Annotated in this window: 8 protein-coding genes; 2 read left to right on the top strand and 6 right to left on the bottom strand. The window is 38.3% G+C overall.

Annotated elements, in window-relative coordinates; translation table 11 throughout:
* Nucleotides 1-124: 124 nt before the first annotated feature.
* The 5 genes from IGK70_RS00410 to IGK70_RS00390 all read right to left on the bottom strand — a co-directional run bounded on the left by IGK70_RS00410 (nt 125) and on the right by IGK70_RS00390 (nt 12,363).
* Entirely contained in the window at nt 125-2,887 is a 2,763-nt protein-coding gene (locus IGK70_RS00410) for a glycosyl hydrolase family 28-related protein (RefSeq protein ID WP_162783088.1), read from the bottom strand.
* Nucleotides 2,884-3,123: a hypothetical protein gene (locus tag IGK70_RS00405; protein ID WP_002356115.1), complete on the bottom strand. Its 240-nt coding sequence runs from the start codon at nt 3,121-3,123 to the stop codon at nt 2,884-2,886. The genes IGK70_RS00410 and IGK70_RS00405 overlap by 4 nt, the downstream gene beginning before the upstream one ends.
* 336 nt (nt 3,124-3,459) lie before the next feature.
* A complete protein-coding gene (locus IGK70_RS00400) occupies nt 3,460-4,965 on the bottom strand; it encodes a helix-turn-helix domain-containing protein (protein ID WP_002376347.1) in 1,506 nt (501 codons plus the stop codon).
* 81 nt (nt 4,966-5,046) lie between these two features.
* Nucleotides 5,047-5,961 carry a diacylglycerol/lipid kinase family protein gene (locus IGK70_RS00395; RefSeq protein ID WP_002407569.1) on the bottom strand — a complete coding sequence of 305 codons (915 nt, stop codon included), beginning with the start codon at nt 5,959-5,961 and terminating at the stop codon, nt 5,047-5,049.
* Between the two features lie 273 nt (nt 5,962-6,234).
* Nucleotides 6,235-12,363, bottom strand: coding sequence for a SpaA isopeptide-forming pilin-related protein (locus tag IGK70_RS00390; RefSeq protein WP_162783086.1), 6,129 nt, complete (start codon nt 12,361-12,363; stop codon nt 6,235-6,237).
* A gap of 709 nt (nt 12,364-13,072) precedes the next feature.
* Between IGK70_RS00390 and IGK70_RS00385 the strand changes: the two genes are divergently transcribed.
* On the top strand, nt 13,073-14,560 hold the full coding sequence (locus tag IGK70_RS00385; RefSeq protein ID WP_104855554.1) for a helix-turn-helix domain-containing protein: 1,488 nt from the start codon (nt 13,073-13,075) through the stop codon (nt 14,558-14,560).
* Entirely contained in the window at nt 14,554-16,038 is a 1,485-nt protein-coding gene (locus tag IGK70_RS00380; protein WP_104855553.1) for a helix-turn-helix domain-containing protein, read from the top strand. Before IGK70_RS00385 ends, IGK70_RS00380 begins: the two co-directional genes overlap by 7 nt.
* A gap of 205 nt (nt 16,039-16,243) precedes the next feature.
* Here the strand turns inward: IGK70_RS00380 and IGK70_RS00375 are convergent, their stop codons facing one another.
* Nucleotides 16,244-16,423 (bottom strand): hypothetical protein, encoded by a 180-nt coding sequence (locus IGK70_RS00375; protein ID WP_002381345.1) that lies wholly within the window; start codon nt 16,421-16,423, stop codon nt 16,244-16,246.
* Between the last annotated feature and the right edge of the window lie 12 nt (nt 16,424-16,435).

Below are 16,435 nucleotides of genomic sequence, written 5' to 3'. Positions count from 1 at the left end.
GAAATTCAAGTACTTTTGTGTATTTTTTCACTAAAAACTGTAGTTCTTTTAATTTTATATAAAAACATCCTGAAACAAGTCCCATTTCTTGTTTCAGGATGTTTACTTATCCGTTTTTAAAGAGTTATCTTTTCACTTTAAAACAATAGGTTGCTATGGCTAACGATAAAAAGCTCAGGCCTAGGAAGCTCCCAACTGCTGAAGATTGTTCCCCTGTTTTGGGGAATTTTTTCTTGGCAATTTTGGTCGTATTATCCGCTTTTTTGACTGTTCCTGACGATTCTTGATTCGTCTGTATCTGTCTAGTTGTTTGGTTTTCTGCTGCAGATTCCTTTTTTTGACTAGCCTTGACAGAGAGCTTTGAATTACTTTGAGCGTCATTAGGATCTTGATTCGACTCTTCCGCGTAAATGACAGAATTCTGGCCTTTGTTTTGGCTGCTTTCGTTTACAGTGCTTGGGGTGCTACTCTCACTTGTACTACTTGTTTTACTGGTTGTACTTGGTGTGTTGCTTTCATTTGTATTGCTTGTTTCACTTGTCGTACTTGAGGTGCTGCTTTCATTTGTCGTGCTTGGCGTGCTGCTTTCGCTGGTATTACTGGTTTCGCTGGTTGTGCTTGAGGTGCTGCTTTCGCTTGTGTTACTAGTTGTCTCTGTTGATTTTTCAACTAACAGAAGTAACGCCGTTTTTATGGTTTGTGTTAATTGATTAATACGCTTTTGTGCATCTGCAGGCGTTTTAAAGTCACCAAGTGTTGGCTCCAATAATTCTTCATCTGACCAAGCAAGCAATTTTTTTAACTGTTTAGGACTTTCTTCGCCAGTTGTTGTATCTATTAAGGTTTCTTGCATGGCTTGCCAAGAGTCTGTGGTATATACAGATTCGTCTAATTTATGGACGATTGCCAGTTCAGTTTCTGCTTCTGCACGCTCTAGCGTGATATCGGCTTTTTTGACTAATACTTTCACTGCAGATTGCAAATTAGCTGTTAACTGATCCACTTGTTCTTGGGTTTTGTCCCCACTCTCCTGACCTTCTGCTAACAATTGTGTCGCCTGCTGATAATAGGAAGGAACAATCGTTTTAGGCCCAATGGCAGTGAATAACTGCCAAGAGTAGACCGTATATTGGTTTGCTTCACCAATCGAAGCATAAACGGTTTGTAGTTGGGACAAATCAAGCTTTTTTGCCGGGGCCTCTACCGTCACCGGTACGTTCACTGTTACCAATGAACCTGTTTCATAAGTTAATTGAACAGTCACTTTTTGTTGGCCGATTTCATTTAAGACCTCTGGATTGACGATTTTAGCAGTTGGGACTGCTTCATCCGCGTCATTTGTATTAGCAACCAGTTGCTGCGGATCGATTGATTGTCCTTGCACAATCGTTGTAGCCACAGGGGTTGCTAAAGTATTTCTAACCGGAATTGGCGTATTTTTATATTGCTCATAAAGCGTTGGTGAAATTAATGATTCCCATGTTGCTGGCATTAAGCGATAGTCCGCCTCTGTCCAATTTTCTACCAATAATTGGCCGTTTTTAAGGCCATCATCTCGAGTATTGTCTTTCACAAAACTCGTTTCTGGTCGGAACCCACCGCCACTAGCGATTAACAATTCCCGACGTCGGTTTTGCGGAATATTATGGTAGTTAACAAACTGATTGTTGATAAATACGCCATTGAACACATTGTTATTTCCTGTATGTCGATTGTATTCCATCCCAATTGCATATTGATTGTCCCAATACTTCCAATCAAAAATGTTATTAGCCACTAACCAGTTAGAGAGTTCTGAAATAGCCCCCTCTGCTTGCGTTTCTGCCAAACCGATCTCTGGTGTTCCATACATAATGAGACCTGTATTTCGCAAATAATTATTCATAATCGTAATATTACGGCCTGATTTAAACTTAAATCCGCCAGCTGGACCATTTTGTAGTCCGCGTAAATGATTCCCCACCACCGTGATGTTTTGAGCACCACGGAAATAAATTGCATGATCTCCCACCAGACCATTCAAGTCTTCATTATCATAAGGTGAATAGAAAAAATTATGTTGAACAGTTACATCCTTCAGCATATTAAAAGAATTAACCCCGGTGGATAGATAGTTTTGTTCATTAGGTACTGAAATAGCACCGACTTCAATGGCTGTTTGCAAACGTGTAATAGTCGCTGCTAAGTCTGAACGACTGGTACTTTTAATCGCATCTAATTCTGTCACTTTTAAACCAAATAGATTGTCCACGATGTCTACATCTGACATATACTGGAAGCGACTTGGCGTTGAATAACCACCAATGTAAATCGCTCGGTTAAAATCACCTCCCGATTGCATATGTGCCGTGTCTCGCATGAAAATATTGCCTGAAATCTTAACGCCAATGTCTGCATTTAAATTGACCACGAATCCTTTTAATGGATTATAAAAGATATTGTTTGCTAGCGTTAATTGATTCGTCAATTTTAAGGTCACATTGATGCCGTCAAAAGCAATATTTTGAAGTCGTACATTGGTTTTCGTCCCGTACGTTGTGTCTGTTAGCTGAATCGGTGCACCTGTAGCATTATGTAAAATAGTGGCTCCTGTTGTATCGCCAATTAATTGATAATTTGAAGAAATCGCAATATCTTTTGACAGAGCATAACTTCCCTGTGGTAAAAATAATGCCCGTCCTTCCTTTGCTGTCTGACTCAGCAACGTCTGTAACTTATCTGTTTGATCCTCTGTGCTATTAGGCACCATCGCTTGCGCACCAAAAATCGTTGTATCTGTTGCGTTAACTGGTTCAACCGCTTCGGTCACCATTGGCAGACCAACCACTGTCAATAAACCAAATAGAAGAATGAGCATTGTTTTCTTCATGTGTTTCCCTCTTTTCATTCCGTTACTTCCAACGGCTTATTTTGTAAAAGTTGATACAGCGTAATAACACGACTGTCTTCGTATGCATAAATTTTTTTGAATTTTGGATTCATATGTAAGATACTTGTTACCTTTAACAAGTTTTGATTTGTGACTTCTAATTCTAAGGCCTCAACCAATTCCTTTAAGCGAACACCGGCACTATTTTCTTCACAACTTAAGATTTCTTCAATTTGTTCCATCCGTTTTTTCATCTTATCCCTCCTTCCTTCCCTTGCTCTTTCTATTATATAGAAAAATTCTTGTGAGAAACCTCAATATTTTTTAACTACCTGTTAAAAAAAGTAACAGTTCCTTTACTATCAATAGCTAACCATCTATTATTTACGATAAAAAAAGCAAAAAAAGCACCTTTTTGACATAACTTTCAGAAGAATTGACGCAGTATTTATTAAAAAATAGCGAGAAAACGTCAATAAGTAGGTGTTGATCACCTACTTATTGACGTTTTCTTCTTGTCTTTTTTTACTTTTTAGAAAAATTTTTTTACAATTTATCAGATATGTGCATCAAAATAGCCTATTTTTTTATTAAAGTGACGTGGTTCTTTTCTCGTTAATTTTTACTATTTTTTGGTTCAAACGATTATATTGCTCAAACGTTAACTCACTTGAAAGTAAAAAGATCTCTGGATGGCCCGTTTCCACATCTGCCAAAGAAGTCACTAATAGTAAATCAATATTTTGCCATTCTTCTTTGCTTGCTTCACTGTATCGTAAAACTTCCAATGCATAAAACCGACGAAAATTATTTTCAATCGAAAGTTTCACCCGTTCTTCTTCCAGTACTGGCAAGCCTGATTTTAACCCTAAAACAATTTTTTGTTCGCGATGAATTAAATCATTGGAAAGCGCCAAAACACTAGAATAACGCAAAGCCAAAAATTCTTTATTTGTAAATAATTCATTGCCTGTTTGTTCGTAAAGTTGATTTAAACCTTGAATTAACTCTGCTAAAAGAACCGGATATTTTTCTTTGATTTTATTCCAAAAGACATTGTACATTTTCACATTTTGGACATAGTAAAGTTCGGCAAATAAATGTGTAGCAAACAAATAATAAAAAATTTGCGGACGAATTTTCTCCAATTGCGGCGTCATGTGTATTTCTTCTAATAAGAAATGTTGGACTAAATGAGTCAACATGTAAACAGGCGCTTCAGACTCATCAAAATGCGCTAAAATAGCTTGTGCAGTGGCTTCGTCTTGATAAAATTGGTCATTGGCCAACAAGAAAAAGTACACAAAGGTCAAGTCGTTTTTATTAAGGAAAAGGGTTGTAGCTGTCATCTCTTCTATAAAAGCTTGGTAATGTTTATTACCTTCTAAATAAGTTTCTTGCTCGGCTGAAGGTCGATATTCGGCGCCTTGCGCACTCCGGACTTTTGAGATAGCGACCATATATTTAACTCGGCGTATCACCGTTTCCGCAACTTCTACGTTGAAAAAAGCCATCATTTTTTGGACAGTTTGTGCGACTTCCGTTTCTTGTATATAGTCAAAAGGCCAAGTATCACGGATTAAGTCCATAAAAATAGTGTAAGCAAAATGGCGCAAATACGCTTCATTGCCTTCAATTTTCCAGGTGCTTTTATTAATCACTAACCCCAATGGCGCTAAAATTTCTGTAAACCCTTTAAGCAAGCGCCGAATCGTGGCATCACTGGTATGATATTTTGCTGTCGCTGGCACAATTCCATTAAATCGACCCCAGAATAAATCTTCCATTACTTGATAAGTTAAACTATCCCGAAAAATTGCTGTATAAAGTTTCTGGAACGCTTGGCTAGACGCCAAGTTCAAGCGATAGCCATGCCCCTTTTCAAAAGCCAAAGAAGCATCATTATCCACAGCATAATACGTAATGTCATCTTTTAGAAGTTCTACGTATTTTTTGACTGATTTTTTGTTTAATTGTAATTCTTCTGCTAACTCATTGATGTCAATCCAGCCTTCATTAATTGGCAAGTTTCTTAAAATAATAATTTTAGAAACGACATCTGTATCGAATATATCAACATATTCATCCCATTTCACTGTTCACTCAACTGCCTCTCTTCTGTTCTATTGTACACAAAATGAGAAATCTATTCCACGAAAAAATAACAGTTGTTTCTTTTATTCTTTCGTAGATGTGGAAGTTTCAGGAACAAACACGTTGAGTCCCCCAGCTTCCACCGTTACTTTAATCGGTAAATCATCGGTAGGGTCGCCATCTGTTCGTGTTTGGACTTTCTTGTCTTTTTCGCCACTAATTTTAAATTGACTCCCAGAGAAATACACGACACCAGGAATTTCATTTAATTGTCCTCTGATAATTTTAGGTAAATAATAGACAAACTTGTAAAAAACTAACTTAGGTAAAATGATAATGTGGACTTCGCCGTCATCTGGCGTGGCATTGGCATCGAAATTGGTAAAGCCGCCAGCAGAATTCGTCATGGTCATCGTTAACAATTGGGCTTTGCCATGCCAACGTCTTTCATCGCCATCAATTTTTAGTTTGTATTTTTTCTTTTTCATTAATAAGCGGAAAAATTGCTTTGTAAAGGCTAAAGGACCATATTTTTGTTTCTCCTGTTGGGTCACATTTGCTGCTGTATCTGCTAATAGTCCAATCGTTAAGGTCGAAATCATCACATCTTGATTTACCATCCCAAAGTCAACTGGCGTGGTCTGTCCTGCCAAAATGGTCTCAAAGGCGTCTTCTTCTTTCAAAGGAATACTTAACACACGTGCAAAATTATTGACTGTTCCACCTGGAATAATCCCTATTTGATAGTCACGAATGGTGTCTTTAAAATTTTGAACGGCATGATGAATGGTCCCGTCACCACCAATGACGACCAAGACACCCACTTGATTTTCCTTGGCATTTTTCCGCATTTCTTCAGGATCAATGTCTGGATTGGAAGGTTGCAAAATAACCGCTTCCCCTTTCGCTTCTGCAGCTTTTTTAAAGCGTTCTGCAATCTCTTTACTTTCACTACTTCCTGAAGTTTCGTTGTATAAAACCATCATCTTTTTCATCATTCTATCCTCATATCTCTAACTAAATTTCTTGCACATGTAAAGTGTACAATATTTTAGCCAAAATACCTAAAGATAGCATCGAAAAACAACGGCTGAGGCACAAGCGGTTATCTCCAAGAATCCAGTAAGTTCTGTTCAAAGGCTAAACTGAGATGAAGGGATACCTGAGAATGTCAATAAGAAGGAGCTACTTTTGTTCAGTTGATTAGCTTAAGATGAAAAAACAGGCCATCCGTCGAAAGGACGGATGGCCTGTTTTTTTATAGCTTTTGCTTATTTCTTGCTCTTTTTATAGAAGAGCCAACTTGCCAAACCGACCAACAGGAGGCCGATAAAGACAAAGAAGTAATTGACTTGTGTGTTGGTTTTCGGTAAACCAAGCCAACCTGTCTCTCTAGCTGCATGTTTCGTTGTTGGCTGATTTGGTTTTGTTTTTTTGGATACAGGTTGTTTCTCGTTAACAAACGTGCCCGCATCCACGAGTTCAGGTTTGTCTTTCGCTGTTGCCGCAATAGTGAATGCGACTGCTTGCTTAGACAGTTGGTAACCATCCGGTGCTTTTGTTTCCACAAAGGTATATTTTCCTGGTTGTAAGTGGTTCACTTGAACTAACCCTTGGTTGTCAGAACGTAATGAACGAGCGACAGTTTGCCCTGTCTCTACATCTGTCACTTTAAATTCAGCACCTGCTAAGGCATTCTTTTGCTGGTCAATTTTCACCAGCTTGGCAGCACCTTGGTAATTAATAAAAGGTGCTTTAAGTACCACAGTGGCTGGTTTGCCTTGGTTGTCTTTCACAATCGTAAAGCTTGCGCTTGGCGTTTCATTAAGAAGATAGCCAGTTGGCGCTTGTGTCTCCACAAAACGATACGTTCCCGGTGCTAAGTTTTTCGCAATGACTTTGCCTTGCTTGTCAGACATCAGATTGGTTTGTCCAGCTACGGTTTGCCCTGTTTCATCAATGACCTTAAACACCGCACCTGCCAATGCTTCACCTGTTTCGTTTTCTTTGGTTAATTGAGCAGTTCCTTGATAATTGATAAGATCGCCTAAAGCAATTGGCTGCTCTTTTCCTAATTGGGCGGTTACATCAAATGGATGTGGCGTTGTGTCTAACAGATAGCCTGTTGGTGCTTTCGTTTCCACTAAAACGTAATGCCCTTCATTTAGCCCTTTAGCGTAAATTTCGCCAGTCTTGTCCGTTGTTATTTCAGAAACTTTCTCTCCTGCACGATTCAAGAATGTTATTGGTGAACCTTGTGGCTGATTCTGATTATCGGCGTTGTAAATTGCAAAAACTGCACCCGCTAAGGTTTGATCTTGCTCGTTGACTTTACGTCCCGTTACTTCCGCTTGATAATTTACAAACTCTAACTCATCTAGTGGTTGTTTATCATTTGAATTCTTTTTCACTACAAAATAAATGGGTTGTTTATTGACGATATAGCCATCCGTTGCATCCAGTTCATCTAATTCATAGCTACCAGCGCCTAAATCGTCCATAGCCAATGAACCATCTTTTTCAGCAGTTACTTCTCTTTCAAAGATTTTTTCCCCGTTTTCGATTCGATACAATTTAAAAATTGTTCCTGGAAGTGGATTCGCATTGGCATCAATTTTCTTAAAGACGGCGCGTCCTTTGAAATTGGCGAAGGCTCCTAATTGGAAGATCTCCGGATCACCTTTGAAATCACCACGAATTTCTACTTTTACTAATTCAGGATAAATAATATAATCTGCGCCATCTGGTAATTTTGGTGCTTTGATTTCTTTATAATAATAGGTACCTGGCGCCAAGTCTCTAAAGATAATTTTGCCATCTTTGCCACTCGTTGCTGTAATCCCTAATGATTGTTTATTGTGATCATATAGTTCAAAAACAGCACCTGCTAATGGTTGGTTTGCGCTATTCGTTTTCACGATTTGGAAAGCCCCTTTGTAATTCACAAAGTTGTCACTAGCAACCACGACCGCTGGTTTACCAGCATTTTTCTCAGCAATTTCAAATGGGACTGGCGTGGTATTTAACAAATAGCCTGTTGGCGCTTTGGTCTCTACAAAGCGATATTTACCTGGGGCTAAGTGCTCTGCAACAATTTCCCCTTGATTATTTGTCGTCAAGCCTGCCTGAATCGTTTCTCCCTTCGCGTCGAGCACTTTAAATGTCGCACCACTCAACAAGTGTCCCTTCACATCTTTTTTGATTAATTTAGCTGCACCTTGATAGTTAACAAAGTTAGCCGTTGCTATAACTGTTGCTGGTTTGCCCCGATCGCTTGCTGCAATCGTGAAAGCACTTGGTTCAGTGTTCAAAAGGTACCCTGCTGGCGCTTTAGTTTCCACAAATTGATATTTGCCTGGGGCTAAATCCGTTACTGTGACTTTTCCGTCTGCATCCGAAACTAAGTGTTTTCGAACCACTTTTCCTGTGTCATCAAGGACCGAAAATTCAGCCCCTGCCAATGGATTACCTGCTTGATCTTTTTTAATTAGCTCAGCAGACCCTTGGTAATTCAGCATTTTGACATGAACATCATGAATTTGTCCACTCGAATTTTGTGTCACAATGAATCGTTTGGGTGTCGTGTCTAAAAGATAGCCTGTCGGTGCTTCGATTTCTGTGAACTGATAAAGCCCTGGTTTTAAACTATCCACCTCTAACTGGCCATTTGCGTTGGTTCGATCCGGCGCAAGGGGAACTTCTTCCCAATGAGTAAACGGCGTGGTTACGGCATGCTCTAATTTAAAGCGTGCATTGACTAATTTTTTGCCCTTCTCATCTGTTTTTTCTAAAATTACTTTACTGACATCATTTTTGATGATGGTTGGTTGTGCTCCTTCGGCTGAGGTTTCTTCATTGATGGTGATGGTTTGGCCTTTAGCTAGTTCGTCCGAAACTGTATAACCTTCGGGCGCTTTCGTTTCCACCAAAATGTATTCCCCTTGTGGGAGGCCGCCAAATGTAATCACACCTGTGGCATCCACCGTGCCTTCACGAAGAACTTGCGTCCGTTCTTTGTTCCAAAGTTGGAAATGGGCACCAGCTAAAATGGTTGTGCCATCCATCGCTGTTTTTTTCAACTGAATTTTACCTTTGGTTCCGCTAGCGTGACCGCCGCTGTGATCAATGTCAACGACCACATCCCCGTTATCATCTCCATGAATAATTTTTGAACCGTTCCCTGTAATATCCACTTGGTTGGACACAGTATCCGTGCTCCCTGCAGCCGAAGAGGTGACTAAACTGCGATATTCTAAATAATACGGTACTTCAATGTGAGCCATTTTCACAACGATTTGTTGTTGTCCTGTTTCATTATCTGTTGTAACGTCTAAGGTGTAATCTTTTCCTTCTTCTAAAATCACTGATTTATCTGGCGTAATGGTGCCATCTTCGCTAACTTTCGTTCCGTAAATCACAATTGATGCCTGGTCAACGACTTGGTTTGGCGAAGGCGTATCGGTCACTACTACATCATCTAAAACGGATTGTGAACCATTGATTGTTACATGCCAATCGACATAGTTAGGATCAGCAGGATCAACTTCCCCAGTTTTAGCGACCGTTTCACCGCCATGGTTAATGGAAACTTTACCAGTCACATCACGACTTTGGCCATTATTGGTGTACGAAGCGATGTTGTCATACTTTTGAGCCTCTTCAATCACCATGTCATCAATGGACGTTTTGAATTCAACTATATAGGTTTTGGTATCTCTTGGTGTTGCTCGATTTGGAAAAGCAACGTCCACTGTATTCTGATTGCTCTCACTTGGTTCAATCACATGAGTCATTTGGTCGTTCACTGGTTGATTCGGATTGACTTTCGCAACAGTTCCGTCTGCTAAGGTTTCTCCTTCGTAAACGTTCAAACTACCACCAACGTACTGTTGATTCTCTAAAATTGGATCCGTTAAAGTCGCATTAATCAGCGGGTTATTACTTAAGTTCACAGCAATGGTCCAAGTAATTTCTTTCGTTACTGCATTATAAACACCACTTTTTTGGGCATTTAGCGCGTAGGGCGGTAATGGTTTAAATGGCTTGGTATCATCAGAATGATGCGAATCACCATTTGCATCTGTCCAATCAATGGAGGCACTATTGGTAAATTGATTTGGTCCTCCTTCATTGCCATCTGAATCAAGTTGTGTGACATCAAAGTTCGTTAAGTATTCGATATGAAATTTATCTGATGTATCTGCATATTGCCCTTTAAACGTAAGTGTAAAGCCCGTTTCAGCGCCTGCAGCATTTTGTTCAACATGTAAATCAAAGTCCCGACCTAACACTAAGGTTGCCCCTGTCGTTTGATCCGTAATTACTAAGGTACTCGCAATTAATGTTAAGCCTGGTACCGGACTAAATTCATCCTTAATGACTTCATTAATCATTTGATACCCGTTGTTATTGACATCCAATGTCCACCCAATCGTTGAGTTATTATAGTCTGGCTTGCCAATACCTTTAATAATATTTTGTTGACTAGCCGTGCCATCGCCTTCTGAATGCTGGCCAGTGCCGACATCCACACGATTATTCACGGCGACATCGCCCTCAACAATTCCAGCAACTTTAGTTTTATAATCAATCTTGACTGCGCCAGTCACATCATGCAAAAAGTCAATTTCAAAGGAGCCATCTCCGCTGACAACCACTTTGTAATCTTTTCCTTCCACAAGTTCTGCCCCAACGACTTCATTTCCTTTATCATCAAACGTCACTGAATATAAATGTAAAGAGTCTGGCTCAAAGGTTAAATTATCGCCCATTGTGTCTGTAATGACTGCTTGGTCTTTTGGAATGTTTTGTTCGCCATAATTGTAGTTAATTTCCCAAGAAAATTCTTGGTTGGCTTCATCGTAATCTACATTGCGCTTGTCTAGCATTTTGCCATAAGTTGCCGTAACAGTTGCTTCAGCATCTAACCCACTTGGATTATTATCACTTGTCAACGTTGCGTGGTTTTTAAAAGGCACATCGCCGCCGCCATCTGGAATAACCGCCTCGTCAATCGTGGTTTGATACTCAAGACGGTACGCTTTGTTAGTGTCTCCTTTAATGGTCACATTGCCATTTTTATCGACGGTATACTCATCTGGGCTAAGTTCACGACCAACTTTTTCAACCGTGCCATCAAGGTTCATGACTAATTCATAGACTTTCACAGACTTAAAAGTATTTCCCGCTGGCCACGTTTCTGTCACCGTTGGATTTGTTTGATCTTTCATTGCTTGATTGATATCCACCGTCCAAGTAATACTACTAGGATTGGGTGTGCGATCAAAATGGCCTTGTTTATCAATCTGATCTTCCGTATTGGGTCTCACAGGAATGACAACAGGCGGTTGATGGTCATTGGTAGGAAAATCAATCACCCAATCACCAGGGCCACGACCATCTGAATCATCCAGATGCGTGTCTAAAGCAAAGTCGCCATGAATCTCACTTTCAGAAGTCACTCGCTCATTAAAGGTAAAACGCACAGTGCCATCTTCATTAATCGTATACGTTCCATAAACATTGCCTTCCGCATCAACTAAATCACCAGAACCTGGTTTATTAGGTTTCAAATTTCCAGGTAATTGAAACTCGAAGTAATCGCCCGCTTTCATTTGGTCCCGCACATCTTCGGGAATTGACCAGTTAAAGTTCCAATGAATGGTCACATCTTCTTTGTACGGTGGGGTTGCCGGTGTCCCATCAGGGTTTAAATAAATCGGGTCTTCAAAATTATCGATAATCGTTGTTTCATCACCTGTAAAATAGTCACTGATATCTGTTGGTCCTGCTACGCGCGGTTTGACAGTCGTCGATTCAGTTGTTTTACTTTCTATCGCTTTTGTCGTGCTGGCGACAGTTTCTTCGGACGAACGAGGAACAGAGGAGTTTGTAGATGCTTCTTCTGTTGAACCTTCATTCGCTGATGCGGCTGGCGAACTCGTGATTGCCGTTGATTCTGTCGGATCAGTACCGGTATTTAACGTCAACGCTCGTTGTTGTTGTCCATAAGAAAACGTCACATCTTCTGTAGCTGTAGGGTTCAACGTTAAGACTAACGTATCTGCTAACGCTTGCTGATTCAATTCAATTTGAATCTGTTTCTTCTGGTCATCCACTTGAATCTTGCGCGTATTATTGGGTGCTGCCCAATGTGCAGCTTTGAGTGGCACATTGGCACTATAATGCACTACAACCTCTTGTGTTGCTGGTTGTGCTTTTCCTTGAAGCGCTAAGGTCATTTCTTGCTGGCTGGTTTGCTTCACTTCTCCTAACGTTAACTGGCCATCGCTGTTAACATCTTCCGCCAAAGCCATGAGTGGTGTGCCATAATTTAGAACAAGTAACAAACACATCAACCCGTAGAGCCAACGGTTTACCATTGGACCATTCTTTCTCATTTCTTTCATCCTTCCTCTACTAACGACACATAGAAGAGAACGTTCACTTCGTACCAATTTTTTATTTTAAACCAAATAAGTGAGTGCTCTTCTGTTGTCTTTCTTCCTTGCTAAAACAGACAGCCAACACACCTTTTCTTTTTATCTCCTCAAAACGCACTCTTGCTTCGAATGCGGATTCATTTTCTGCTTATTCCTATAGACCCTTCTATAAGAATAAGAAGAGTATAACGGGATTTTTCAGCAAAAATTATCAACAACTTCTCCTCCAAATAGAAAAAGTTGATGAAATCCCAGAAACCCTTTTCATCTTTATGAAAACACGTCCTTATCCTTTCTTATTTTTACTATTCCTTCTTCCACTATACCGTTTTTTTAAATTTTTTTCATAAGAACTAACCAGACAAAAAAGCCTATTTGTATAAGCTATTTAAGCTAAAAAATCAACAGACTCAAATTGTCATTTTTGTTATTTAAATGTTTTATATAAACCATTTGTTTTTCTTAATAATTTTTTGCTCTATCATTTTTTATCCGCATTTTCTTCTATTTAACACATTTAGTTCTTCTTGATTTTTAAGAATAGATACAGTAGCATAAGAACAACTAGTTCTTTCACTGGCAATTGTCAATGTCGCTTAGAAAAGAATGTTTTATCTGTATTATCTGAAAAATCAAACAAGCGTAACCAATTAGAAAGGTGGTTATTATGCATAACTTATTAACCAAACAGGAAATTCAGTTACTTTCCCTAATTGAATACTTGTATGACAGTAAAGAAAAAGTCCCCATGCAAGTACTCCGGCGAAAATATGAATTTTCCCATTACAATATCAACAATTTATTGAATCAATTAACTTTATTAATTTCTCGAGTCAATACACATGAAAATGTACATATTCGCATTATTAATAATCAACAGTCCATAGAATTAGTCGCCGATGAAAATATCCCGATTGAGTTAATGAAAGAAGCCGTAGTTCGCGGGTCATTAACTTATATGTTAGCCTTAGATTTACTTTTAAAACGCTATACTTCAGCCAAAGATTTTTGTGAAGAGCATTTCATTAACTTTTCTATTTTCAAACAAGTCAGTGACCGTTTAAACAATTATCTAGCTAGATTTAATTGTTATTTAAATTTAAAAAGGCGAGAAAAAATTTGTGGCAAAGAGAAAGATTTTCGTAGTTTCTTTTACTCCTTATTTTTCATTTCAGGAACTTCTCTCGTTCCTTTTTTATCTAAAACCAATCAAGCGCAATTGCAGAATTTTATTGAAATCATCAAAAACCGTTATCCTTACTTTACATATACCGATTTACGCAAATTAAAATTAATTATGTCCATAGGTTTACTCCGTTACCAATCTGATTTTACAATCAGCGATTATCCTGAAATTGCTACGATCAATTTAGCCTTTCCTTATTCAGAATTTCAATTATTAGTGAATGATTGTTTTATTAATGAACAAAAAGAACCCGACACATGGCGGGCTGAAATTCGTTTCTACTATGATTTTTTCAGTACATTAACGATGTATTCACTTGAACAAATAGAAACGGTCAACTTTGCCAACTTAGCGATTATGGGCATGGATGAAAGTCCCCATGTCACCTGGATTTTTGAAAAATGTACGCAATTACAGTTGGATTTAAGCGCAATAGAAGTGGTCTTTTTGTTGGTTAATTTATCCAATGCCAGTGAACGACTGATTCATTTCCCTGTGGAAGAGGAATTGAGCTATGAGGTTGCTAATGTCTCTTTGTATGAAAAACAATACCCAAACGTTTCACGAACAACCAACTATTTCTTAAAACGTTTGCCTTTTGACAAAAAGCACCCACTAGATGCATTATTTAAAGAAACCATTTTTTTAATTATTCGGAGTGTTTTATTAAATAAACAAATTCCTGTTAAAATTTTGCTTCATTCATCTATTAATCAGATACAAGAAAACTGGTTAGCAAAGGAAATCAATAATTATTGTGATGTTCCTTTGAAATTCGTCAATCATATTCAAGAAGTGCCTGACTTAGTCATTACTGACAAAAATAATCCGCTTTTTCACGCCAGTAAAACTTTTTATTGGCATCCCGTTCCTTATTTAGACGAATACTATAACCTAAAACAAGTAGTTCGCAAAATTTATTTTGCCAAATTGCGTGGGGAAAACAGTTTGGAGGGAATCGGATGTTAACAGGGTTACTTGATGTACCTTATCGTAAAAGTTTTGCTCTTTTAGAAGAGTTACTCGAACGTCGTGAAGCAGAAGAACAAACATTGGCGATTTCTACTTTAGCGACTCAATTAAAAATGCAACAAAATACCATTCTACAATCTGTAGCTTTGCTCCAAGCAGAAATTGAAAAGAACGATTGGGAAAACTTATTTTCTTTGTCGGCAAACGCCAAAGAAATCACATTTTGGTTTGCACCCTATTTCCAACTATCGTTCTTGATGCCCTACTTTGTCAAAAAAAGTTTCGCGTATCAAGTACTGACCTATGCCTTTAACCATAATGCAATTGATAGCAAACATTTTGAAAAAGTCCTAGAAATTTCTTCATCAACCTTTACGCGAAAAATTGGACAATTAAACCAATGGCTCCAAAAATATCAGATTGAAATCAATTTAAAACGTACCAATGTGTTGGTGGGCAAAGAAAAAGATATCCGAATTTTCTTTATGATGCTTTTTTGGAACAATTACTCTGAAGGGGATTGGCCGTTGCACACGATCACTAAAAAAGAGGTCCATAGTCTCTTTCGACGTTTAAAACATTCTGTTTCCTTCAATACAACACAAGATTTTACAAAAGACTTGATTTTTTCTGCTGTGATTTTAGCGCGTTGGAAAGAGGGCTTTTTTATCAAAGAAACTTTCGTGGAGGAAGAAGCGATTGTTAATCCCTTTGTTAATCTGAGTGAATTTGAATTGTTTTTTAAAGAAGAAGCCTTACACCAAGTTCCAACAAAATTTATACAAAAAGAAGGACTTTTTGCCTTTTTCTTATTAACGATTAGTGTCAGCTACGCCACACAAGAGGTCTTGGAAATTCCAGCAGCTCGGATGCATATGGTCCAGCTGTTAGGCTCGCCCATTAAAGAGATTATTTATCAACTGACGTCTTTTTATCAAATTAAATTGACATTTCACGAGTATCTTTATCTATATACTTCTATCCAAAATTTAAGTGTCTTTTTTAAGACCTTTGTTACGATTGCCAATCCATTTGTGCAAGAAAGCTTTTTAAAAGAAGCACTTCAAAAAAATCCGAGTCTCTACAAAGATGTGAAGCGCCTTACAATTGAAATGCTTCCGACATTGATTGGCAATGAAAAATTGTTAGTTGACTGCTTGTTTATTCTTTTTTGTACATTGAAAACGAAATCTTTACCACCGATTCGTGTCTTAGTAAGGACCAACCAAAGTAACTTAATTTTAGATACCCTTTATGAAAAGCTAAGTAAAGCCGTGGATAAAAAATTAATTTTTGTCGCTTCACCAGAAAAGCCTTTCGATGTAATTATTACAAATATCTTTTCAGAAATTAGTGTCAAATCAACGATTCCTACTTATTATGTTGATTTTTCCGCTAGCATTGGTGAACTAGCACAGAGCTTAGAAAATTTAAATACACAAATTGTCACCAAACAAAGTCCACGCCACTTTTAAAAGTTTTCACGTGAAACATTTTAAGTGTTAAAAATAAGCAAGAAACATAAGTTAAACTAGCTTATGTTTCTTGCTTATTTTCTTTAAATTACAAAAACGTCAAAAGGTAGCAGAAAAACTGCTACCTTTTGACGTTACGAAAATTTTTCAATGTTCCACTCTAGTGATAACGAAGCGTAGAACATTCATTTACTAACTACTCACTTTACATGACGTTATTATTTTCTGTCACCAATTCTAGCTCTTGCAAGTAATGATCCAAAGTCGCGTGATGTTGATCGACATCGGCTAACTCTGTTTCAATTTTAGCTAAACGCGTGTTCATGCGTTGAATTTCCGTTAGTGTTTGTTGTAAAACGTTTAAAATCCGTTCATCGTTAGGCATTGAAATCACTCC

The organism is Enterococcus sp. DIV0358, assembly GCF_051713465.1.
GTDB classification, from domain to species: domain Bacteria; phylum Bacillota; class Bacilli; order Lactobacillales; family Enterococcaceae; genus Enterococcus; species Enterococcus faecalis.
Note: the sequence above shows the minus strand (reverse complement) of the source record. Positions and strands in the feature narration are given on the sequence as shown.